The sequence below is a fragment of the Pseudomonas sp. H1_A03 genome (assembly GCF_054685145.1).
In genome coordinates, this window is the sequence record NZ_CP162829.1 from 6030930 (window position 1) to 6051799 (window position 20870).

General features: G+C 59.8%; 23 protein-coding genes. 15 read left to right on the forward strand and 8 right to left on the reverse strand.

Annotated features, from left to right (window positions below; all coding sequences use genetic code 11):
* The 5 genes from AB4O35_RS27855 (at position 1) to AB4O35_RS27875 (ending at position 4419) form a co-directional block, all read left to right on the forward strand.
* Positions 1-765: an amino acid ABC transporter ATP-binding protein gene (locus AB4O35_RS27855; protein ID WP_065875413.1), complete on the forward strand. Its 765-nt coding sequence runs from the start codon at positions 1-3 to the stop codon at positions 763-765.
* A 25-nt stretch (positions 766-790) separates the two neighbouring features.
* Positions 791-1612 carry an ABC transporter substrate-binding protein gene (locus AB4O35_RS27860; RefSeq protein WP_065875412.1) on the forward strand — a complete coding sequence of 274 codons (822 nt, stop codon included), beginning with the start codon at positions 791-793 and terminating at the stop codon, positions 1610-1612.
* A gap of 101 nt (positions 1613-1713) precedes the next feature.
* Positions 1714-2904: an MFS transporter gene (locus tag AB4O35_RS27865; protein WP_065875411.1), complete on the forward strand. Its 1191-nt coding sequence runs from the start codon at positions 1714-1716 to the stop codon at positions 2902-2904.
* A gap of 89 nt (positions 2905-2993) precedes the next feature.
* Complete coding sequence (locus AB4O35_RS27870; RefSeq protein WP_065875410.1) at positions 2994-3944, forward strand: hypothetical protein; 951 nt, start codon at positions 2994-2996, stop codon at positions 3942-3944.
* 94 nt (positions 3945-4038) lie between these two features.
* Positions 4039-4419: a helix-turn-helix domain-containing protein gene (locus tag AB4O35_RS27875; RefSeq protein WP_083207121.1), complete on the forward strand. Its 381-nt coding sequence runs from the start codon at positions 4039-4041 to the stop codon at positions 4417-4419.
* Here the strand turns inward: AB4O35_RS27875 and AB4O35_RS27880 are convergent.
* The 4 genes from AB4O35_RS27880 to AB4O35_RS27895 all read right to left on the reverse strand — a co-directional run bounded on the left by AB4O35_RS27880 (position 4349) and on the right by AB4O35_RS27895 (position 8521).
* Entirely contained in the window at positions 4349-4906 is a 558-nt protein-coding gene (locus AB4O35_RS27880; protein ID WP_065945872.1) for an AAA family ATPase, read from the reverse strand. The two genes, AB4O35_RS27875 and AB4O35_RS27880, sit on opposite strands and share 71 nt — an antisense overlap.
* 97 nt (positions 4907-5003) lie before the next feature.
* Positions 5004-6506, reverse strand: coding sequence for an amidase family protein (locus AB4O35_RS27885; protein WP_065881076.1), 1503 nt, complete (start codon positions 6504-6506; stop codon positions 5004-5006).
* Positions 6507-6616: 110 nt separating this feature from the next.
* On the reverse strand, positions 6617-7198 hold the full coding sequence (locus AB4O35_RS27890; protein ID WP_256530451.1) for a hypothetical protein: 582 nt from the start codon (positions 7196-7198) through the stop codon (positions 6617-6619).
* 273 nt (positions 7199-7471) lie between these two features.
* Positions 7472-8521 carry an MBL fold metallo-hydrolase gene (locus AB4O35_RS27895; RefSeq protein ID WP_065875406.1) on the reverse strand — a complete coding sequence of 350 codons (1050 nt, stop codon included), beginning with the start codon at positions 8519-8521 and terminating at the stop codon, positions 7472-7474.
* Between the two features lie 122 nt (positions 8522-8643).
* On the opposite strand from AB4O35_RS27895, the gene AB4O35_RS27900 reads away from it, so the two are divergent.
* The 4 genes from AB4O35_RS27900 (at position 8644) to AB4O35_RS27915 (ending at position 12712) form a co-directional block, all read left to right on the forward strand.
* Complete coding sequence (locus tag AB4O35_RS27900) at positions 8644-9270, forward strand: TetR/AcrR family transcriptional regulator (RefSeq protein ID WP_065875405.1); 627 nt, start codon at positions 8644-8646, stop codon at positions 9268-9270.
* 193 nt (positions 9271-9463) lie between these two features.
* Positions 9464-10522 (forward strand): diguanylate cyclase, encoded by a 1059-nt coding sequence (locus AB4O35_RS27905; protein WP_065875404.1) that lies wholly within the window; start codon positions 9464-9466, stop codon positions 10520-10522.
* A 263-nt stretch (positions 10523-10785) separates the two neighbouring features.
* A complete protein-coding gene (locus AB4O35_RS27910; protein WP_065875403.1) occupies positions 10786-12105 on the forward strand; it encodes a methyl-accepting chemotaxis protein in 1320 nt (439 codons plus the stop codon).
* A gap of 76 nt (positions 12106-12181) precedes the next feature.
* Positions 12182-12712, forward strand: coding sequence for a DUF1003 domain-containing protein (locus AB4O35_RS27915; protein WP_065945871.1), 531 nt, complete (start codon positions 12182-12184; stop codon positions 12710-12712).
* On the opposite strand, the gene AB4O35_RS27920 is transcribed toward AB4O35_RS27915, so the two are convergent.
* Positions 12697-13614 carry a LysR family transcriptional regulator gene (locus AB4O35_RS27920; protein WP_065945870.1) on the reverse strand — a complete coding sequence of 306 codons (918 nt, stop codon included), beginning with the start codon at positions 13612-13614 and terminating at the stop codon, positions 12697-12699. The genes AB4O35_RS27915 and AB4O35_RS27920 overlap by 16 nt on opposite strands.
* An 80-nt stretch (positions 13615-13694) precedes the next feature.
* Between AB4O35_RS27920 and AB4O35_RS27925 the strand changes: the two genes are divergently transcribed.
* Together AB4O35_RS27925 and AB4O35_RS27930 are read left to right on the forward strand one after the other, a co-directional pair.
* Positions 13695-14396, forward strand: a complete 702-nt coding sequence (locus tag AB4O35_RS27925) for a CTP synthase C-terminal region-related (seleno)protein (RefSeq protein ID WP_065875400.1) — start codon at positions 13695-13697, stop codon at positions 14394-14396.
* On the forward strand, positions 14393-14713 hold the full coding sequence (locus AB4O35_RS27930; protein WP_065875399.1) for an antibiotic biosynthesis monooxygenase family protein: 321 nt from the start codon (positions 14393-14395) through the stop codon (positions 14711-14713). Before AB4O35_RS27925 ends, AB4O35_RS27930 begins: the two co-directional genes overlap by 4 nt.
* A gap of 228 nt (positions 14714-14941) precedes the next feature.
* On the opposite strand, the gene AB4O35_RS27935 is transcribed toward AB4O35_RS27930, so the two are convergent.
* Complete coding sequence (locus AB4O35_RS27935; protein ID WP_065875398.1) at positions 14942-15265, reverse strand: DUF2025 family protein; 324 nt, start codon at positions 15263-15265, stop codon at positions 14942-14944.
* Between the two features lie 232 nt (positions 15266-15497).
* On the opposite strand from AB4O35_RS27935, the gene AB4O35_RS27940 reads away from it, so the two are divergent.
* Together AB4O35_RS27940 and AB4O35_RS27945 are read left to right on the forward strand one after the other, a co-directional pair.
* Complete coding sequence (locus AB4O35_RS27940) at positions 15498-16625, forward strand: glycerophosphodiester phosphodiesterase family protein (RefSeq protein WP_065875397.1); 1128 nt, start codon at positions 15498-15500, stop codon at positions 16623-16625.
* Complete coding sequence (locus AB4O35_RS27945) at positions 16626-17288, forward strand: helix-turn-helix domain-containing protein (RefSeq protein ID WP_065875396.1); 663 nt, start codon at positions 16626-16628, stop codon at positions 17286-17288.
* Here AB4O35_RS27945 and AB4O35_RS27950 read toward each other — a convergent pair.
* The gene (locus AB4O35_RS27950; RefSeq protein ID WP_065875395.1) at positions 17280-18143 is read right to left on the reverse strand and encodes a sterol desaturase family protein; all 864 of its coding nucleotides are present in this window, start codon (positions 18141-18143) and stop codon (positions 17280-17282) included. The genes AB4O35_RS27945 and AB4O35_RS27950 overlap by 9 nt on opposite strands.
* Before the next feature lie 155 nt (positions 18144-18298).
* Between AB4O35_RS27950 and AB4O35_RS27955 the strand changes: the two genes are divergently transcribed.
* Together AB4O35_RS27955 and AB4O35_RS27960 are read left to right on the forward strand one after the other, a co-directional pair.
* Positions 18299-18604, forward strand: coding sequence for a PepSY domain-containing protein (locus AB4O35_RS27955; protein WP_065875394.1), 306 nt, complete (start codon positions 18299-18301; stop codon positions 18602-18604).
* A 182-nt stretch (positions 18605-18786) separates the two neighbouring features.
* Positions 18787-19959, forward strand: coding sequence for a GAF domain-containing sensor histidine kinase (locus tag AB4O35_RS27960; protein ID WP_065875393.1), 1173 nt, complete (start codon positions 18787-18789; stop codon positions 19957-19959).
* On the opposite strand, the gene AB4O35_RS27965 is transcribed toward AB4O35_RS27960, so the two are convergent.
* Positions 19960-20727 carry a methyl-accepting chemotaxis protein gene (locus tag AB4O35_RS27965; RefSeq protein ID WP_405045929.1) on the reverse strand — a complete coding sequence of 256 codons (768 nt, stop codon included), beginning with the start codon at positions 20725-20727 and terminating at the stop codon, positions 19960-19962.
* Between the last annotated feature and the right edge of the window lie 143 nt (positions 20728-20870).

A 20870-nucleotide genomic window follows, 5' to 3' on the forward strand; every position in this document is an offset into this window, starting at 1 on the left:
ATGAGAAGCATCGTAAAGGCCGTCAACCTGAACAAGTATTACGACGAATATCACGCGCTGCGCGACATCAATATCGAGGTCGAGCAAGGCGAAGTCATGTGCATCATCGGCCCGTCGGGTTCGGGTAAAAGCACGCTGCTGCGTTGCGTCAACCAGTTGGAAAAAATCGACAAGGGTGGCCTGTGGGTCGACGGCGAGCTGGTGGGTTACCGGGTGGTCGGCAACAAGCTGCACGAGATGAATGAATCGCAGATCGCCCGCCAGCGCTTGGCCACCGGGATGGTGTTCCAGCGCTTCAATTTGTTCCCGCACATGACCGTGCTGCAGAACATCATCGAAGGCCCGTGCCAGGTGCTCAAGCGCTCGCCCAAGGAGGCCATTGAGGATGCGTTGGAGTTGCTCGCTCGCGTGGGCCTGGCGGACAAACGAAATGCCTACCCGGTGGAATTATCCGGTGGGCAACAGCAGCGCGTGGCGATTGCCCGAGCGCTGGCGATGCGCCCCAAATTGATGTTGTTCGACGAACCCACGTCAGCCCTTGACCCGGAGCTGGTAGGAGAAGTGCTGTCGGTGATGCGCGATTTGGCCACCACCGGCATGACCATGATCGTGGTCACCCATGAGTTGGGCTTCGCCCGCGAAGTGTCCAACCGCATGGTGTTTATGGATGCCGGCCAGATTGTGGAAGCCGGCAGCCCCGAAGAAATTCTAATAAGCCCACAAAACCCGCGTACCCAAAGCTTCATTTCTGCCGTTCGCACTTAACTAGAAAACTAACGAGAACGCCCCCATGAAAAAATTGTTTATCCCAACGTTGCTCGCAGGCCTGATGGCTTCCACCTGTGTATTGGCGGCATTGCCGGCGGCAATCAAGGACAAGGGTGAGATCAGCGCGGCCATCGTGCCGAATTATCCACCGATGGATTTCAAGGACCCCGCCACCAATAAGCTCACTGGTTTCGACTTCGACTTGGGCAATGCCCTCGCCGAACGCCTGGGCGTGAAGATCAAATGGCAGGAAACCGGCTTCGAGCAAATGCTCAGCGGCCTGACCACCAAGCGCGTGGACATCGTGCTGTCGGGCATGACCGACACCGCCGAACGCCAGAAGTCGGTGACCTTTATCGACTACTTCACCAGTGGCCCGCAGCTGTACACCCTGGCCAAGCGTGAAGAGATCAAGGAATTGACTGACCTGTGCGGTAAAAAAGTCGGCACCAGCCGTCGTACCACCTGGCCGTCGGAAATTGCCGCGTGGAGCAAGGAAAACTGCGAAGCAGCGGGTAAGCCAGCGATCGTGGTGATTGGTACTGAGGGCTCGGCGGATGCGCGGGCGCAGTTGCAGCAGAACCGCCTGGATGCGGCGATGCAGGGCAGCGAGACGATTCCTTATTTGATGTCGTTGGACAAGGGCAAGTACAAGCCGGTGGGCCTGGCGATTTCCAAGCAGTTTACGGGGCTCGGGATTGAGAAGAGCAACACCGAGTTGGTCACGGCGATCAGTGAAGCGTTGCAGGGCATGATTGATGATGGGACCTACGGCAAGATCCTGAAGAAGTGGGATCTGGAGCAAGGTGCAGTGGAAAAAATCTCCATCAATGCCGGCCAGTAAAATGATCTGAATGTGGGCGCTGGCTTGCCCGCTCCCACATTGATCTGTGTCCACATTTGATGTGTGGTGCATTGGCACAATAAAAAGGACGCTCGCCCACCGTGGTCACCTACTCCCTGGTAATCCGCCGCCTGCTGATCTGCTCGGTGACCATCGTGGTCAGCCGTGCCATGACCAGCCCGCTGCTGGCCTTGCTGCTCAGCACGCGCCTGGGCCTTAACCAGCAGGACATCGGCTTGCTGATGGGCATCGCCGTATTCATCGCGACACTGTTGGGCCTGTACGGCGGCTACATCATCGACCGCCTGGAAAAGCGCAAGCTGCTGATCCTGGCCATGCTGTCCAGCTCCATCGGTTTTCTGTTGCTGACCTTTGCCAGCAACCTCTACCTCACCACCTTGACCCTGGTGATCACCGAAGCGGCGTCGGCGCTATTCCTGATTGGCTCCAAAGCCATCATCAGCGAAAACCTGCCGGTGGGTGATCGCGCCAAGGTGTTTTCCCTGCGCTACACGCTGACCAACGTCGGCTATGCCACTGGCCCGATGGTCGGCGTGGTGATTGCCGGCCATATGCAGTTGGCGCCGTTTCTGATCGCCAGCGCCATCGCGTTTGGTAGCGTATTCCTGATGATAGGCATTCCACCCACCCAACGGGATGACAGCCACAAACCCTTGAGTTTCCTCAGCACCTTGCGCACGTTGCGCAGCGACCGCACGCTGATCCTGTTCACCAGCGGCAGCCTGCTGAGCACCATTGTCCACGGGCGCTACACCCTGTATCTGTCGCAGTTTTTGCTGGTGGCCTACAAGCCCGCCGAGGCGCTGAAGATTCTGTCTGCGGTGCTGGCCTGCAACGCCGTCACCGTGATCTTGATGCAGTACCAGATCGGGCGGTTTCTCAAGCGTGAGCAACTGCGTTACTGGATCGTGCTCGGCACCTTGCTGTTCATTGTCGGGCTGATCGGGTTCAGCCTGGCCGACAGCCTGCTCACCTGGTGCCTGGCGATGTTCGTATTCACCTTGGGCGAGATGATCATCTACCCCTCGGAGTTCCTGTTTATCGACACCATCGCTCCCGATGCCCTGCGCGGCAGTTACTACGGTGCGCAGAACCTGGCGGCGTTTGGCGGAGCGATGAGCCCGGTGATTTGTGGTTATCTATTGATCAATGCGGCGCCCGCCAGCATGTTCTATGCCCTTGGTGCACTCACAGCAATCGGTGGCACCTTGTGCTTCATGAGTGGGCGACGCGTGGCTGAGAACCCGCCGCCCCCAACACTACACATCTAATGTGGGAGGCGCTCGCTCCCACATTTTTGATCTCCATAGGGCTGATATTTGCGTAGTATCGCGCTACTCATCTCACGGACCCGAGCCCCATGAAATTCGACACGGCCTACTGCCTGAGTCTCGACGACAAGCTATCGATCTACGACGTACGAGACCTGAATTTCGACGAAACCGCTGATTTCGACTCAGACAAGGACAGTTTCCTGTGCCCCAATGATGCCTGCCGCGCAGCGTTTGATAAGGGCGGCAATACGCTGAGCACTTTCAACGCGAAGAACGTTAACTACCAGCGCACGCCGCATTTCAAGAACAAAACCAGCACCCGGCATATCGACGGCTGCCGCTACGCCAGCACGCACAAAACCGCGACGGATGAAGGTGACGACGAGCGCGAGGAAAATTTCCCATCGGAATTTGTGCTTACACGGCGTCAGTACGAGCGCAAGGCGCCACTGACCGGCGCGGAAGGAAGCAGCCCTCAAAATGCAGCGAAAACACCTTCAATTCGTGTATCCACATCCCACAGCACCAACGACAGCACCCCAGACAAAACCAGCGTCTTCGCCCACCCAGTGGAATGCTATGTGTCCAACATCGACGACAAGGACAAGCTCAAGAGCATGCCGTTGAAGATCGGCGAGCACACGGCAAGCTACTGGACGTTTTTCAAGAAGATCGAATACCTGCAAGACAACAAGGGCTTGATCTACTGGGGCAAGATCAAGGCGATCAAGGACTACACCAGCAGCTTTCGCATCGACTTCGAAAAGAAGGTGTGGCTCGATAAAAAGCCCTACTCAGTCAACGTGTACCTGAACAAAAAGCTTATCGAGAACTACCGCATGCGCACGGCGTTCCTGGAGCAGATCAAGGCTGCGGTGGACAGCGAGCGGGCGTTGTATTGCTTCTTCTACGGGGTGACCCCGGAGCTGAAACAGGTGCCGAGCAAGAAAAACCCCGAGCAGACATTTGGGGTGTTCAGCGCGAATATCGAGAACCTGGATCACTTGATCATTCGTGAGGCGCCGGGGGTGGATTAGTGGGTGAGTACAAATCCAGTTGATGAGCGGTCAAAACAACTGTACAAAAACACAGTATAGTTTGTCCTCCCCCGTCGAACCCTGGAGAAACCCCATGTCCTCTCTGGCAATGAGCTCTTTCGTAGAACAGCAGATCGTCCTGCATCAATTCACCGCCAAACACAGCGTACAGGCACGCGCGATGCTGGGCTGGAGCCGGGAAGACCTGGCCCGCCTGGCAGGTGTGTCGGCGGAGGCGATTCAACAGTTTGAAAGCCAGCGAGATGTGGGTGATGAAACCCGTCTGGCATTGGCATTTCGGTTGGAGGCCGAGGGGTTGGTATTTTTCCCGGGGTTTGCGCCGGGGTGGGGGATGAGTGTGCGCCGGTTTGACACGACCTCAACCGAGCCCACGCCCCAAGGCATCATCTCCCGCTTGCTCGGCACACCGACGGCATCAATTGACTCACCAACCCCTCAACCGAATGGTGCGTAGAGTCCAGCCGCATCACCGGGCAGGTCAGCGCCTTTAGCCAGGTTTCATGCCGGCGCAAGCTACGCAGGCTGTGGTTACCGCCATCATAGCGGGCGGCCCAGGCCAGGAACGCGACGCTGTTTTCATGGCGGCTACCACCTGGCAGGATCGCATCGCCGTAGCGTTGCACTTCCCGCAGGCGCAGACGGTGCAGGCGTGATTGCGAGTCGAGACGCAGGAATACTACGTGGGTGAAGTGCGGGATCATGGGGTCGCCCCAGCCGCACAGTGAGCCGGACAGCACCCAGCCTTCAAGATCGGCGGCTTGTTCCTGCAGCAAGCGGATGCGTTCATCTTTGGGTCGCGCGACGGTGAAAGGGTCTGGCGTCTGCTGCCAGTAGAAGGTGTCCGAATCGAAATAGGCAACGTTCAAGCGTTCGGCCAAGGCCTTGCCCAGCGTCGTGGTACCGGCGCCCGCTGCACCGAGGATGTGAATTCTGTAGGCCATGGCGGCCCTCCATGGCACTGAGTGTAGACGCCGGGAACCTCAGGACTGCGGTTGCAGTACCCGACGCCCCATTTGCGATGTGAAATTATGAGCCCGGTCAAAGCCCAGGTTTGATTGCCGCCTGGGCTGCCTGCTCATACCCATGGGCCACTGCCAACAACGTGGGCTCGGACCAGCGGGTACCAAAAAAGTAGGCACTGGTCGGTAGCCCGTCCTCGTTCGCCCCGGAAGGTACGGCGATCCCTGGGTAGCCGGCCGCTGCGACACCGAAGTAACTGTTGGTCTCGAAATCCGAGACCATGGCGTCGAGTTTTTCCGACGTGATCGGGTCGTCCACTGTGCTGCGAAAATCCTGGATCAATTCGTCCCACAGTGGCTTGCGCTGCTCCGGTGTCAGGGTTGAAGCGCTGATTTCCTTGAGCACCGGTTGATGATCCACGTCGGTGCCATCGCGCTCGTTGTTGAACTTGATCAACTCGGTCAACGACTTGACTGGTAACCCCGAACGCTTGGCCAGGTAACCGTTCAGTTCCTCCTTTACATCCGAAAGCAGTAACTCGTCGTAGCGTGAGGCATCCGCCAAGCGCATGTTGACCGGCACCAATACCGCATCCTGCTCGCGAAGCACCTCAAGTGTACGGCCAAATTGCACGCTATTCACCACTGGCAGGGTTTCGCCATTTGCGGAGAACGTCGCGGGATATCCAATACGCTTGCCTTTCAAGGCGCCCGGAACCAGTAGTTCGGTGTAATCAATACCTTGGGGCGCTCCTACACTCGCTGGGTCTTGAGGATCGCTGCCGGACATGGCATTGAGCATCAGCGCTACGTCGAACACCGAGCGAGCCATCGGGCCCGGTGTGTCCTGGCGCTGGCTCGCGGGGATAATCCCATTGCGATCCAGCAGGCCGACGCTGGGCTTGAGCCCGACAACACCATTGAACGCTGCCGGCACAATGATCGAACCATTGGTTTCAGCCCCCACCGCCAAGGGTGCCAGGCCAGCGGCGACTGCGGCGGCGGAACCGGAGCTGGAACCGCCGACGTCCGCACCGGGCTGGTGAGGGTTGCGGGTTTGCCCACCCCGGCTACTCCAGCCATCGGGGCCACCTCGAAACCCAGCCAGTTCGGTCATATTGGTTTTACCCAGGATTACCGCGCCCTGCTGAATCAGGTGATCAACCAACGGCGCGTTCTTGCCGGCCGTTGCGCCGACCAGTCCATACGCACCTGCACTGGTTTGCATGCCTGAGGTTTCAATGGTGTCCTTGAGCAAAACAGGAATGCCATGCAGCGGCCCGCGCACGTTGCCGCTGGCTCGCTCACGATCCAACTCGCGTGCGGTCTCAAGTGCTTCAGGGTTGAGTTCAATGACGGAGCTCAGTTGCGGGTCCACCTTGCGAATCCGTTCCTGCAGGTAAGTGACCAGATTGGCCGATGTGAGCCCGTCCGACCGGGCCATTTGCGTGCCTAGCTCTTTGACACTGAGGTATTCGGTACCTGGAGGAACTGCCTTTGACGCGACGGAAGCGTAGTCGCCAGCGAAGGACTGCACGAGTTGCCGAACGATGGAGCCCATACCATATGCGATACCTAACATAAGACCTCTTCGGGGGTAAGAAATGACGAAGGACCCAGATTGATCCGTGCCCCAGTCTAAAAACCCATCCCCCGTTCAGCAGCGCGACCCAGGTCATTTACAACGTAGGATTATTCAACGCTGTGGGTAGCCACGCCTGCATCCATCAGATCCCGGACGCTCCGATACCCCTGTACCAGGCTTTTCAGCGAATCCCTCGACCATTGCGCACCGTAGAACCATAGCGTGGCACCATCCCCCAGTGGTTCGCCAAGCACCGGATACCCACTCCTGCAAGCGCTATGGAAAGCGGCGCTGCGGCTGTCGGACACCAACGCGTCCAGTTGATATTCATGCACAAGCTCATCGATTTCATTGCGCGAGTACTGCGGGCCATTGCCTTGGTGTGCAAGCACCGGTACCGGCTGAGCCCCCGCCCGTGACAGGATGTCCAGCGCTCTCAGGAAGGATGAGTTGTGCTCAATGAGCTCGTGTTCATGGCCGCCGGCGAACCGCTCGGCAAACCCCACGCGCCTGCCGCTCAACGCTTGGGCTGGCGTAAAGGGGCTGTTGTTTTGGACGAGGGGCACTTGCACCATCACCGGCCCAGAAGGATCGACACCACTCAAGGCAATCAGTGACAGCGACGGGTCGCGCAGGGGTTTAAGGGGAAGTCCTGGGGCGTCATACCCCGGGACCGGAACGCTGCTCACAGGCTGATCATGAGCGCGGGGATCGATGCCAAAATTGATGCCTCTGAGGCTCGCATGATCCTTGGACGTAATTGCCTGACCTGACCGTTCAGTGAACACAGGTGCGGGGTGGTCTGTCGGACACGGCATACCCGCTGGCCAATATTTCCCACACTTACTCTCCATAAGATCTGCCTCCCGAAAAATGACTTTCCGGGAATCATCGCACCCTTGACCGGCGTCTGTCGCAGCTCTGAAACAGCTTGAAAACTCCTTTTTCCGATACCTCTTTCGTCAGCTGGCGAGGTGTTCCTGTGCGCCTTGGGTTTCCACCTCCAACCACCATGCATATCCACGCTCGGGTTGATTCAAGCTGAATGCCTGCCCCATCGGCGGCGTGGTAATCGAAACGCTGCGCTCCCACGCCAGGGCCATGATGCGGTCAAACGGTTCGTGCCACGCATGAAACGCCAGGTCGAAGGTGCCGTTGTGAATCGGCAGCAGCCAGCGGCCTTTGAGGTCGATGTGCGCTTGCAGGGTTTGCTCCGGCTGCATGTGCACATGGGGCCAATCGACGTTGTAAGCACCTGTTTCCATCAACGTCAGGTCAAACGGGCCGTACTGTTCGCCGATGCGTTTAAAGCCATCGAAGTAACCGGTATCACCGCTGAAAAAGATCCGCCGCGCGCCATCGATCATCACCCAGGAACACCACAGGGTCTGGTTGGCATCAAACAGGCCGCGCCCGGAAAAATGCTGCGCAGGCGTGGCGACAAATCGAATGCCATCCACCTCAGTGCCTTGCCACCAATCCAACTGATGCACTTTGCTCGCCTCCACGCCCCACTTCACCAGGGTGTCGCCCACGCCCAGGGGCGCAAGAAAATAGCGGGTTTTGTCAGCCAATTGGACGACAGCCTTGCGGTCAAGATGGTCGTAGTGGTTGTGGGAAAGAATTACCGCTTCCAACGGCGGTAATTCCTCAAGACTGATGGGCGGTTGATGGAAACGCTTGGGGCCGGCCCAACTGAATGGGGACGCGCGCTCGGCGAACACCGGGTCGGTCACCCAGAATTTACCGCGCATTTTCAGCAATACAGTCGAATGCCCGAGGCGGAACACGCTGTGATCCGGGGCCGCCAGTAACTGCTCGCGGGTCAGCGGTTGCACCGGGATCTGCCCCACCGGTCGCGTGCTGCGCGGCTTGTTGAACAGCATGTTCCAGAAAATGCGCAAGGTCTTGCCGAAGCCACCGTGCTGCACAGGGGCATCGTTGCTGAAGTGGCCCTGGTCCTGCCTGGGGGTTGCTGGCGAAGAATCGACACGGGACGAGATCGTGGCCATTACCGGGTGACTCCTACGGGTCGCTATAAATTACACTGCACAGTGTAGTTTCAAGATTGCAACAAAATCCGGAGCAAGTAAACTACCGAGTGTAATTTTCCCTGAAGAGCCGAGCGCTGCCCATGACTGCCCCTCAACGCCTCACCGACCGCAAACGCGAAGCCATCGTGGCAGCGGCCATCGCCGAGTTTCGCGAGAACGGTTTCGAGGTCACCAGCATGGACAAGATCGCCGCCACCGCCGGCGTTTCCAAGCGCACGGTGTATAACCACTTCCCCAGCAAGGAAGAGTTGTTCGCCGAAATACTCCATCAACTCTGGGCCAGCAGCGTCGCACAACTCGACGTCAGCTACGCCAGCGATCGCCCGCTGCGTGAACAATTGCGTGGGTTGCTGGAAGCGAAGATGAAGATGATGTCGGACGCCAATTTCCTCGACCTAGCCCGGGTCGCGATCGCCGCCACCATCCACTCCCCGGAGCGCGCACAAGACATGGTCAACCGCCTGAGCACGCGTGAAGAAGGCTTCACCCAGTGGGTACGCGCCGCTCAAGAGGACGGCCGACTCAACTGCAGCGACCCGGCATTTGCCGCGCACCAGATCCAGAGCCTGCTCAAAGCCTTCGCATTCTGGCCGCAGATCACGTTGGGCCTGCCGGTACTCGACGCGGCCAATCAGGCCAGCGTTATCGAGTCAGCCATTGACCTGTTTCTGGCTGGGTACGCGGTCCCCCCTTCAAGTCATCAGTAAGAAACCGTTGCTTGAGCGACATTCCTGGTCGTTTTTGACGTATTCGCACGCTGTCCTGCACAAATGGCTTGGAAGGACACTGATTATTCACACGCGAATCACTGACAATATTCACCATTATTATCCGATCAACGGTTCTACCCGCTGACGCACATCGCTGCACCCGCAGAAAAAAGAACTGCCCCAGGAATTTATGGAAAACAGACGAGGCAAAGGGCTTTCATTTGCCAGGCGTATCTACAAGCCAAGGATTATCGGCCTGGGTATCGGCTGCATCAGTGTCGCAGGCGCCCTTTATCCGCTGGCGATGCCGGGCTGGGTATGGGCATTCCTGCTGTTCAACGGTTTTGCCTGGGCGCATCTGGCATACCAACTCTCGACTCGTGCGCAATTCCCCTATCAGGCCGAGCAGCGCAATCTGCTGTACGACTCGTTGTGGGGTGGATTCTGGGCCACGGCCACGCAGTTCACGCCCCTCACAACCGTGACGATCCTTTCAATGATGACCATGAACAACGTCGCTGCGGGCGGCAAGCGTCTTTTCCTGCGCGGGTTGTTGGCGCAAGCCGCCGGTATCGGCGTCGCAGGTGCGCTGTTCGGCTTCACGTTCAACCCCAATGTCAGCCTCACTCAGGTTTACACCTGCCTGCCGATGCTGACGCTCTACCCCATGGCCATCGGGATGGTCTGCTACCAACTGGCGATCAAACTGTCCGAACATAAACGTGCCCTCAGCGCCCTCAGCCGCACAGACAGCCTCACCGGCCTGCTTAACCACGGTTCATGGAAAGACCTGCTGCACCTCAAGTTCCACAAGTGCCAGCAGCAACAAAGCCACGCCACGATTGCCTTGATCGATATCGATCACTTCAAACAGATCAACGACACCCACGGCCACATCGTCGGTGATGCCGTACTGCGCCAATTGAGCTTGGAACTGCGGCGCAACCTGCGTGAAAAAGACTTGGCCGGGCGTTACGGTGGCGATGAGTTCTGTGTGATTCTTCCGCAAGTACCGTTGGAAGAAGCGGCGCAGGTGATGGAACGCATGCGCGAAACCTTCTGCAACTATCGCAACCCGCAGATCCCAGAGCTGCGTGTCAGCCTGAGCATCGGCCTGGCAGATTTCCACCCCTACTTCACCGATGCCGCGATGTGGCTGAATGCGGCGGATCGGGCGCTGTACGCCGCCAAGGACACCGGGCGCAACCGGGTCAATGTCAGCGAAGAAGTGATCGCCCACTCCGCCTGAAGTTGTCCTACGACTCTTCGTCTGAATCTTCCTCTCGGCACCCGAGAAGGAAGCACAATGCCACCATTGGTCGGCTACCCAAAAAAGGTCCTGCCCCTGGGGCGAACTTCTTGCCAGGCTGATCACTCTGAACCCGTTGTTCACCCCCCTCTGTCAGCACAAGGAAGCTGACAATGAGCAAGTCAACCGTATGGCGGATGCCTTACGGGGGCAGGCGCATACCCACGGAAACCCTAGAAGTTTGCTTGCCCGAGCACCCGAACATGCTATTCAACGCCCATAAAAAAACCATCAACACCTTGCAACACACCATTGCCCAACAGGCCAGCCTGCTGGACGCTATCGAGCGCTCCATGGCGGTGATCGAATTCGACCTGTCCGGCAACGTGTTACGGGCCAACCCCAACTTCCTCCAGACCATGGGCTACCGCGCCGAGCAGGTCGAGGGCCAGTCCCATCGAATGTTCTGTACCCCAGCGTTCGCCCGCAGCGCCGAGTACAACCAATTGTGGTCGAACTTGCGCAATGGTCAGTTCCAGTCCGGCACCTTTGAACGCGTGGCCGGCGATGGCCAGTCGGTGTGGCTGGAAGCCAGCTACAACCCGGTGCGTGATGACGCGGGTCAAGTGATCAAAGTGGTGAAGTACGCCATGGACGTCACCCCACGGCTACAGGCCGAAAGCGAAGCCAATGCCAAACTCGAGGCCATCGGCCGTGCCATGGCGGTGATCGAGTTCAACCTCGACGGCACCATCATCACTGCCAACGCAAACTTCCTGCAGCGCATGGGCTACAGCCTGGCGCAGATCCAGGGTCAGCATCACCGTATGTTCTGCACCGCAGAGATGGCCAAAAGCTCGGCCTACAGTGATTTCTGGCAGCGCCTGAACCAGGGCGAATTGTTCAGCGGCCAGTTCGAGCGGGTGGATAAAAATGGCCAAACCGTGTGGCTCGAAGCCAACTACAACCCGGTGTACGACGCCAGCGGGCGCCTGTGCAAAGTGGTCAAGTTCGCCTCCGATGTCACCGCTATGGTGCAACAACATGCCGCCGACGCTGCCAGCGCGGCCCAGGCGTACCATATTTCCCTGACCACTCGGGACATCGCCGAAAAAGGCGCCGAGGTGATCCAGCAAACGGCCAGTGGCATGCGCGACATTGCCGCGGACATCGACAGCTCCTCGCAGCTGATCGCCAAGTTGGGCGAGCGTTCGCAGCAGATCACCACCATCGTCAACACCATTCGTGGCATCGCCGACCAGACCAACCTGCTGGCACTCAACGCCGCCATCGAGGCGGCGCGTGCAGGCGAACAAGGTCGCGGGTTTGCGGTTGTGGCGGATGAAGTACGCCAACTGGCGGCGCGCACCAGCGGTTCCACGACGGAAATTTCCAGCATGATCGCGATGATCCAGGATGAAACCCGCCAGGCCATCCACAGCATGGACGGCACCCGCGACCGCGCTGCGCAAGGGGTCGACCTGGCCAATCGCGCTGGCACCGTGATCCTGCAGATTCGCGAAGGCACCAGCGAGGCGGTCCAGGCGGTGAGTACGTTTGCCAATGAGCGCGGCGGCAACTGACCGGTTCTTCATGTGCCTGCCGGGGGGCTCGGTCTATAGTGCTTGATTGTCTGCAAGCAAAAGACCCGAGCCCGCCATGACCCCAGAAAAGCCCGAAGCCACGCCCGTTGACCACCTGCGCTTCCACCGCTCTCACGCCCACCTGGCACCGACCTTCGGCAACGACACCTTTGCCCTCAAGGCCGAAGCCTTCGCCCGCTTCTTCGGCACTCCCACCTTCCTCGGCGCGCAAACCGCAATCGTGGTGCTGTGGGTGGTGCTGAACGCAACCGGCATCACGCACTTTGATGTGTACCCGTTCATCCTGCTCAACCTGGCCTTCAGCCTGCAATCGGCCTACGCCGCGCCGCTGATCCTGCTGGCCCAGACGCGCCAGGCTGCCCGCGACAAAGCGCAGACGGACGCCGATGCCCTGCACCGCGAAGCCTTGGCGACTGCCAATACCGAGCGCCAGGCCCAGGCCGAGCAGACCACCAGACAGTTACTGGAACTGCTGGAGCAAAATACCCGGCTTACGGAAATGACCAAACAACTGACAGAACACATCGAAAGCCTGACGTGTGAAATGCATGAGCACTTTGTCCGAAAACCTCAAGAATTCCAGTGATCCCCGGTGGGAGCGGCGGTGCCACACTTCATCCCAATATGCCGCCCCAGTTCATCGAACAGCGTCACCACCGAGCGCAACGCCCGGCAGTCCGCGCGCGTGAGCAACCACAACGCCGTATCGTGCCCGGCCAACGCGGGGCCCAGCGGTTGCAGGCCTGCATCCAATAGAAAGTCCGGCAACGCCGCCACCCCCAACCCCGCCCGCACCAAGTCGGTGACCGATAACATGCTGTTGCAGCGATAACTGGGGCGCACACCGGGCAGGTGCTCGCAGCGCCAGGCGACCGTAGGGTGGTCGGGCAGGAAGTCATCCGGGGCGATCCAGGGCAGGTCGGCCAACTCACGGCCCGCGTGTTGGCGGGCGAAACCAGGGCTGGCGCATACCTGATAGGCCACGCTGCCAAGGCGACGGCCCACCAGATGCTCCGGCGGCGTGCGGGTCAGGCGCAGGGCGATGTCCGCGTCGCGGCGGCTGAGGTTGGCGAAATCATTCGACGTGCTCAGCTCCAGGATCAACGCAGGGTACTGCGGCATGAATTGCGCCAGGGCCGGCAGCAATAACCCCTGCAACACCGAATCGGTACAGGTCAGGCGCACCGTGCCGCTGATCACTTCACCCCCCTGCTCCACGCCAACACGCGCCGCCTCCAGTGCTTGTTCAGCGCGCTCCGCCTGTTGGGCCAGGTTGCTTGCCAGGCTGGTGGGCAAGTAGCCAGTACGGCTCTTTTCAAACAGTGTCTGGCCCAGCGCCGCCTCCAGGCGCCGCACTGCGCGGAACACCGTGGACACGTCCACCCGCAACAACGCCGCCGCCCGAGCGAGGGTGCCGCCGCGCACCAGGGCAAGGATCAGCGACAGGTCAGGGTAGTCAATTGAATAGTGCGTAGCTGCATTGAACATGTGGGAAAACGCCAATTTTAATTGCGTGCTCGCCAATCTATAGTGCACCCCAGGACACCACAAGCCATGGGACGTACACGATGAACGCCACACCCTTGCACCTCGCCCTGATCGGCGATTACAACCCCGATGTTATCGCCCACCAGGCCATACCCGTGGCGTTGCAACAGGCAGCCGACACCCTGGGCCTGACCGTTCATACCCAGTGGCTCGACACGGATGCCCTGCCCCAGTCACTGCATGGTTTCGACGGGTTCTGGTGCGTGCCCGGCAGCCCCTACCGCGATACCGATGGCGCACTGCGAGCGATCCGTTTTGCCCGCGAACAGCGGCGACCGTTTCTCGGCACCTGCGGCGGTTTTCAACACGCAGTGTTGGAATATGCCCGCAATGTGCTGGGCTGGAAGGACGCCGAGCATGGCGAACTCGCTCCGCATGCAAAGCGCGCGGTGATCACGCCACTGAACTGCACGCTGGTGGAAGCCACCGACACCGTGCGTTTGGCGCCCTACACCCGCATCGCCGAAGCCTACGGGACTCTTGATGTACAGGAAGGTTATCGGTGCCGCTATGGCGTGAACCCTGAGTTTCTCAATGCCCTGCTGGAAGGCGATCTGATCCCCAGTGGCCATGACTCGGCAGGTGACCTGCGCGCGGTGGAACTGCTCGACCACCCGTTCTTCGTGGCCACCCTGTTCCAACCCGAACGCAGCGCATTAAAAGGCGTCACCCCACCCTTGGCGATTGCCCTGCTCAAAGCCTGTCAGGCGGTGTCGGCATGATCGCGCGCACGCCTGCCCCGCCCTACTACGCGGTGATTTTCAGCTCACTGCGCACCGAGGGCGATCAAGGTTACGGCCACGCGGCCAACCGCATGCTGGAACTGGCGCGCGAACAACCGGGGTTTCTCGGTGTGGAATCGGCACGGGAAGATGGCCTGGGGATTACCGTGTCGTACTGGGAGAGTGAGGCGGCGATTTCGGCGTGGAAGCAGCACGCCGAGCACCAAGCGGTGCGCGAACAGGGGCGCGCCACTTGGTACTCGGCCTTTCAGACCCGGGTGTGCAAAGTCGAACGGGCCTACGCATTCCAAAATTGAAATAGTGCCTGAAGAGCAGCACAAAACCCTGTGAGGCTTGCTTGCGATAGCCAAAGGTATCTACGAAATATTGTAGTGAGCGGGCTTGCCCCGCGCTGGGCTGCGAAGCGGCCCTAAAACCTGACACTGCGTTTTGTCTGGATAACCGCGGTGGCTTTATTGGGGCCGCTTCGCAGCCCAGCGCGGGGCAAGCCCGCTCACTACAAACACCTATGGTTGTCGCCTTATTCAGCTCACCAGACTGCGCAACGCACTGATCTGCGCAATCTCCACCCGCCGCATGTACACCCGCAACGGTTCGGTGATGTTGATGCGGTCGTCGATGTTCTGGTCCAGCAGCAATTGGAGGCGTTCGCGGGACAGGGTCATGGTCTGCTCCGGGGCCGGCAGCCAGACAAACTCGGCGGTGGGGATGATGCCGTCATCGGCCACGTCCATACCGAAGGCGTCTTCGCTGAAACGTACGATGTACTGGCCGGTCTTGCGATTGAGGCCAACAAATCCGTGGAGTTGGTCGGCGGCCTGGCAGATAAGCTCGGAGGTGATGCGCATGGTAAACCTCACTGAAAAGTCCTACATGGACTGGAAAGATGGTTTACACGCGTGGCGGAAAGTACTGTCCTCTAACGGGGCAGCTTCGAGCAAGAGTACTGCAATGCATCCCATAAAAACCCGAAAATTTTGCCCGTGCGCACGTTAATGTCGGTTTGGTGATAGCGCCTTTCGCCATCAATTGTTAAAAAGGAGGCCTTCTCAAAGCCTCCTCCACGAAAGGACTTCGCATATGCCTGTCACGTTTACCAAGAGCGCCCTGCTGCTGGCCCTGATGCTCGGCCTTGGCCAAGCACAGGCTGCCGACCCGATCAGCCCGGCTGAATTGGCGACTAACGAAGGCATCCCCTACCCTGCCGTGATCGCCCACCGGGGCGCTTCATACGACGCCCCTGAGTCCACCGCCGCCGCCTACAAGGTCGCGCGTGACTTGGGCGCCGACTACCTGGAACTGGACCTGCAGCGCAGCAAGGACGGCGTGCTGTTCGCCCTGCACGACAACAACCTGCAGCGCACCACCGACGTGGCCACCAAGTTTCCCGACCGCAAGGACGCCCCGGCCAACGAGTTCACCTGGAAAGAATTGCAAACCCTCGACGCCGGCAGCTGGTTCAACGCCGCCTACCCGGACCGCGCCCGCCCGGGTTTCGTCGGCCTGAAAATCCAGAGCCTGGACGACATCATCAAGATCGCCGAAGGCAACCCGCAGCACAAACCCGGCCTCTACATCGAGACCAAGGAGCCCAAGCAATTCCCAGGCATCGAAGCCGACCTGAAGAACAAGCTGCTGGACAAAGGCTGGCTGAGTTCCGCTGGCTCCAAGCTGGGCAAGAGCAACACCGGCGTCGGCCAGGGCAAGGGCCGCGTGGTGCTGCAAACTTTCGAAGTGGCGAGCCTCAAAGAGCTGCAGAACGAAATGCCCAACACCCCGAAAATCCTCCTGCTGTGGGTGGGTGAAGGCAGCATCGAACCGAAAAACAAGCAGACCTTCGCCGAATCCGGTGAAACCACCAAGGCCGCCTACTACGCCAAGCAGGAGCCTAAGGACGCTGCTGAGTTCGAAAAATGGGTCGACGAAGCCAAGAGCCTCGGCGCCATCGGCACCGGCCCATCGGCCGAGCTGACAGACCACGGCGACCAGAGCTATACGGACTTAGTCAAACCCGAGATGAACAAGCTGACCCACGACAAAGGCCTGCTGGTACACGTCTACACCGTGGATGAGCCGGTCGACTTCGAGAAGGTAATGAAAGCGGGCGTCGATGGCATCTTCACCAACCGCGCCGCCGAACTGCTGAAGTTCTACAAACGCTGGCCGTCGTCCAGCGTGCAGGACCTGCTGAACGACTATAAGTACTGAGTGAAGGCCGAATGGTCAGGCCGCCTGTGGTTGGGGCGTGACTACGGCCTTATCCTCGGCGAGCTGGGGCGCACCGCGCCCCATGCACATTACGCCCACCAGTTGATGCTCTGCGCCCGGCCAATCACGGTCAGCCTCGATGGCCAGGTCACTACAACCCATCGCCTGTTTATCCCTTCGCGGCAGACCCACGCCATTCTCGACACTGAGGGTGAGGTAAAGGTGCTGTATGCCGAACCCGCCGTGTTTGATACCGCCCACTTGCAACACCTGTTGATCCACGAGCAGCTGTCCCTGGAGGGGTTGCGCCAACTCCCCCGGCGCACGCTGGATGATCCACGCGTGGAACGAGCCCTTGCTGCACTGGATCAACAGTTGAGCGGCAAGGTTTCTGCCCACGCCCTGGCCGAAGCGGCGCACCTGTCATTGAGCCAACTGGAGCGGCTGTTCTCGGATCAACTCGGCTTGCCCGTGCGCCGCCTGGTGCTGTGGCGACGCTTGCGCATCGCCCTGCAATTGGCAATTGCCGGCGGCACACTGACCGACGCTGCGCACGGTGCGGGTTTTGCCGATTCCGCGCACTTCTCACGAACCATGAAGCAGTTGTTTGGCGTCACGGCGGCAGCCTCATTGCGCCAGCTGGAGGTGCAGCTATTAGCGTAAATCGTCTGGCAGTGCCGGCTCCTTGCTCAAGGCAACCGGCCTGAACGGGTCACGCAACTGTTCCCCATATGCCACCGGGAAATCCGGTCGACTGCCAATCCCCAGGTCTCCCGGCCCCATGCGATACCCCTCGCGATAGAACGCCGTGCCCAGCAGCCAATCCCACAGATTGAAAAACAGCCCGAAATTCACATCCCCGGCGCGACCGTACTTCATATGGTGAAACCGATGCACCGGCGCCCAGGCGAACACCCAGCGCAACGGCCCCAGGCGCATGTCTACATTGGAATGCTGCAACAACAATTGAACGGCGATGGCCAATGCCAGCAACTGCGCCACCGGCGTGGGAATGCCCAGCAGGATCAATGGCAACAGCCCCGCCGTGGCTTCCAGCATCTGGTGCAACGGATGCTTCATCAAACCATTGAAGCCGTAAAGCCGCTGCACGCTGTGGTGCACCGCATGCAAACGCCACAGCGCCCCAATGCGGTGGCTGGCGTAATGCATCAAGGTAATACCGGCATCAGCGAGCACAATCGCCATCAGCAGTTGCTCCCACAGCGGCCAGCCACGCGGCCAGATACCTTCAAACGCCAACAGCGCCGTAAGCCCCGGCAGGATCAACAACCCAGCGGCATTCAGGCTTTCGTTGACCAAGGCGTGCAAGGTGTCGCGCCGACGATCGCCCAGGCTGCGATTCCACTGCGGTTCATAGGGCAACCACCGCTCTGCCAGGAATGACACTGCGACGGCTATCACGAACAGCAGAATCAAGCTGTTCGGCTGCCACAGTCCGCAACCGATAAATCCCAGCAAAAAGGTGGGCGCGTAGATCCAACTCACTAACCGTTTCATGCCGAGTCTCCTTTGAAGTGAGCCCCCAGCATGAAATCCCCCGCGCGCGTCGGATTGAACAAACTGCGCAACCGCTTGAAATAATTAAGGATGAATTAAGTTGCGCTGGATAACCTGATCCCACTTAAACAGCTCACCAGACAAGGACACACACCATGAAAAACCTGACCGCTTTGTTCGCCGCTACCGCCCTGACCCTGACCGCCGGCCTGGCCCAGGCCGATGTTCGCCCAGACCAGATTCCAGGCCTGTTGCAGTCCGGCGCCGTGAAGCCTTTCGAGCAGCTCAACAAAGACGCCGTTGCCAAACACCCCGGCGCCACCATCAATGACACCGAGCTGGACAACGAAGCCGGCCGCCTGGTCTACGAGGTGGACCTGACCGACACCACCGGCAAAAAGTGGGACGTGAAGCTTGACGCCAAAACCAGCGAAGTCCTGGAAAACAAGCTCGACACTTGAGTTGTCTTCTTAAAAAACCGCGCCACCTAAGGGTGGCGCGGTTTTTTTGTGCGCGCTCGTCGGCAAGCTGTAGGAAATTCATCCCGGCGACGAAGGAAGTTGCCTACATACACTGCAAGGCCGTTAGAATCCCGTGCATCAGCCAAGGCATGACGCCCACCGCACACCAACAGAGACAGCCAATGGGGCAAAAAGCTGCCGACATCGCCACTATCGGTCGCATCAGCGCCGTGCCGGCCATGCTCAAGGTCATCAGTGACATGACCGGCCTGCGGTTTGCCGCTGTTGCCCGCGTTACGGAAAACACCTGGACAGCCTGCGCGGTGCTCGACACCCTGGGTTTCGGCCTGGGTGTCGGTGGCGAGCTGGACCTGACCACCACCCTCTGCCACGAAATCCGCAGCTCCCACGTGTCTGTGGTGATCGATAAAGCCAGCGAAGACCCGCTCTACCACGACCACCACACCCCACAGATCTACCGATTTGAAAGCTATATTTCCGTGCCCGTGTTTCGAACCGATGGGCGCTTCTTCGGCACCATTTGCGCGCTCGACCCCAACCCCGCCTGCCTGCGCAACAGCACCATCCAATCGACCATGGAGTCATTTGCTCGCGTGCTGTCGCTGCAAATCGAGGCCGAAGAGAGCCAGCAACGAACCGAAACCGACTTGCAGGAAGAACGTCGCACCGCCGAATTACGCGAGCAGTTCATCGCGGTGCTCGGGCATGATCTGCGCAACCCACTGTTCGCGATCAATTTCGGCGCCGAACGGCTGCTGCGCAAGCACCCCGACCCTGCCACTGACAGCACCGTGCGGCATATCCTCACCAGTGGTCGGCGTGCGGCGCAACTGGTGGAAGACGTGCTGGATTTCGCCCGTGGACGTATGGGCAGCGGCATTCCGGTAAGCATGGGCGATTGCCAGGGCTTACAGGCCGCGTTGCAACATGTGGTGTCAGAGGTCCAGAGCGTCCACCCACAACGCGAGATTGTGGCGAATATCGGCGAACTTCGAGGGTTCAAGGGTGACCGGGAACGGTTGGCGCAACTGCTCTCCAACCTGGTCGCCAACGCCATCCACCACGGCAGCCACGATGGCCCCGTTGAAGTCACGGCCAGGGTCGAGCAGTCGCACTTCACGCTGACGGTGAAAAACCCCGGGCAGATCAGTGCACAGGCCCTGCCTCGGTTGTTCCAGCCCTATGCGCGGCCGGTCAAGGAGGCGCCCCAGGCCGGGCTTGGCCTGGGGTTGTACATCGTCAAGCAAATTGCCGATGCCCACGGCGGTGAGCTGAGCGTGTCCACCACCGAACAGCACGGCACCGTGTTCACGTTCAGCTTGCCGACCGCTTGATCAGGCGCCCAAACGCGCCGTCACCTCATTCAACTCGCTCGACAACCCGCGCAGGTTGTGGCTTGCCGCTTCGGTGCGTTTGACGTTATCGAGGTTGGCCGTGGCCACGGTGGTGATCTGCGTGATGTTGCGCGAGATATCCTCCGCCACCGATGTCTGCTCCTCGGCAGCCGTGGCGATCTGGCGGTTCATGTCGCGGATCGCCTCCACCGCCTGGGTGATGTGAGCCAGCATGGCGCCGGCTTGCGTCACCTTCTCCACGCTGTCATCACTGCACGACTGGCCGCTCAGGATGGCTTCGGCCGCGTCCACCGCGCCGGTTTGCACGGCCTCGATAATGCCGTTGATCTCGATGATCGACGCCGCCGTGCGTTGCGCCAGGCTGCGCACTTCATCGGCCACCACCGCGAAACCACGACCGGCCTCGCCTGCGCGCGCGGCTTCGATCGCAGCGTTGAGCGCCAGCAGATTGGTCTGCTCGGCGATCCCGCGTATCACTTCCAGCACCTTGCCGATGCGCACGCTATCGGTTTCCAAGCGGCGGATGATGGTGCCGGTGTTGAGGATCTCGTTGCGCATCTGGCCGATGGTGGCGATGGTGACCTTCATCACCTCACCGCCTTCGCGGGCCGAATGATCCGCCTCATCAGCAGCACGGGAAGCACTGGCGGCGTGGCGCGCAACTTCCTGAGCGGTGGCCGACATTTCCGTCATGGCCGTGGCCACCTGGTCGGTGCGGTTGAATTGATCACTGGTACCGTTGGCCATCTGCCCGGCGATAGCATTCAACTCGCCGCTGGAACTGACCAGGTCGGTGGCGCTGCGCTGCAGGCGGCTGAACGTTTCGGCAAGAAAATCGCGCAAGGTATTCGCCGCTGCGGCCAGATGGCCCAGCTCATCCTGGCGACGGC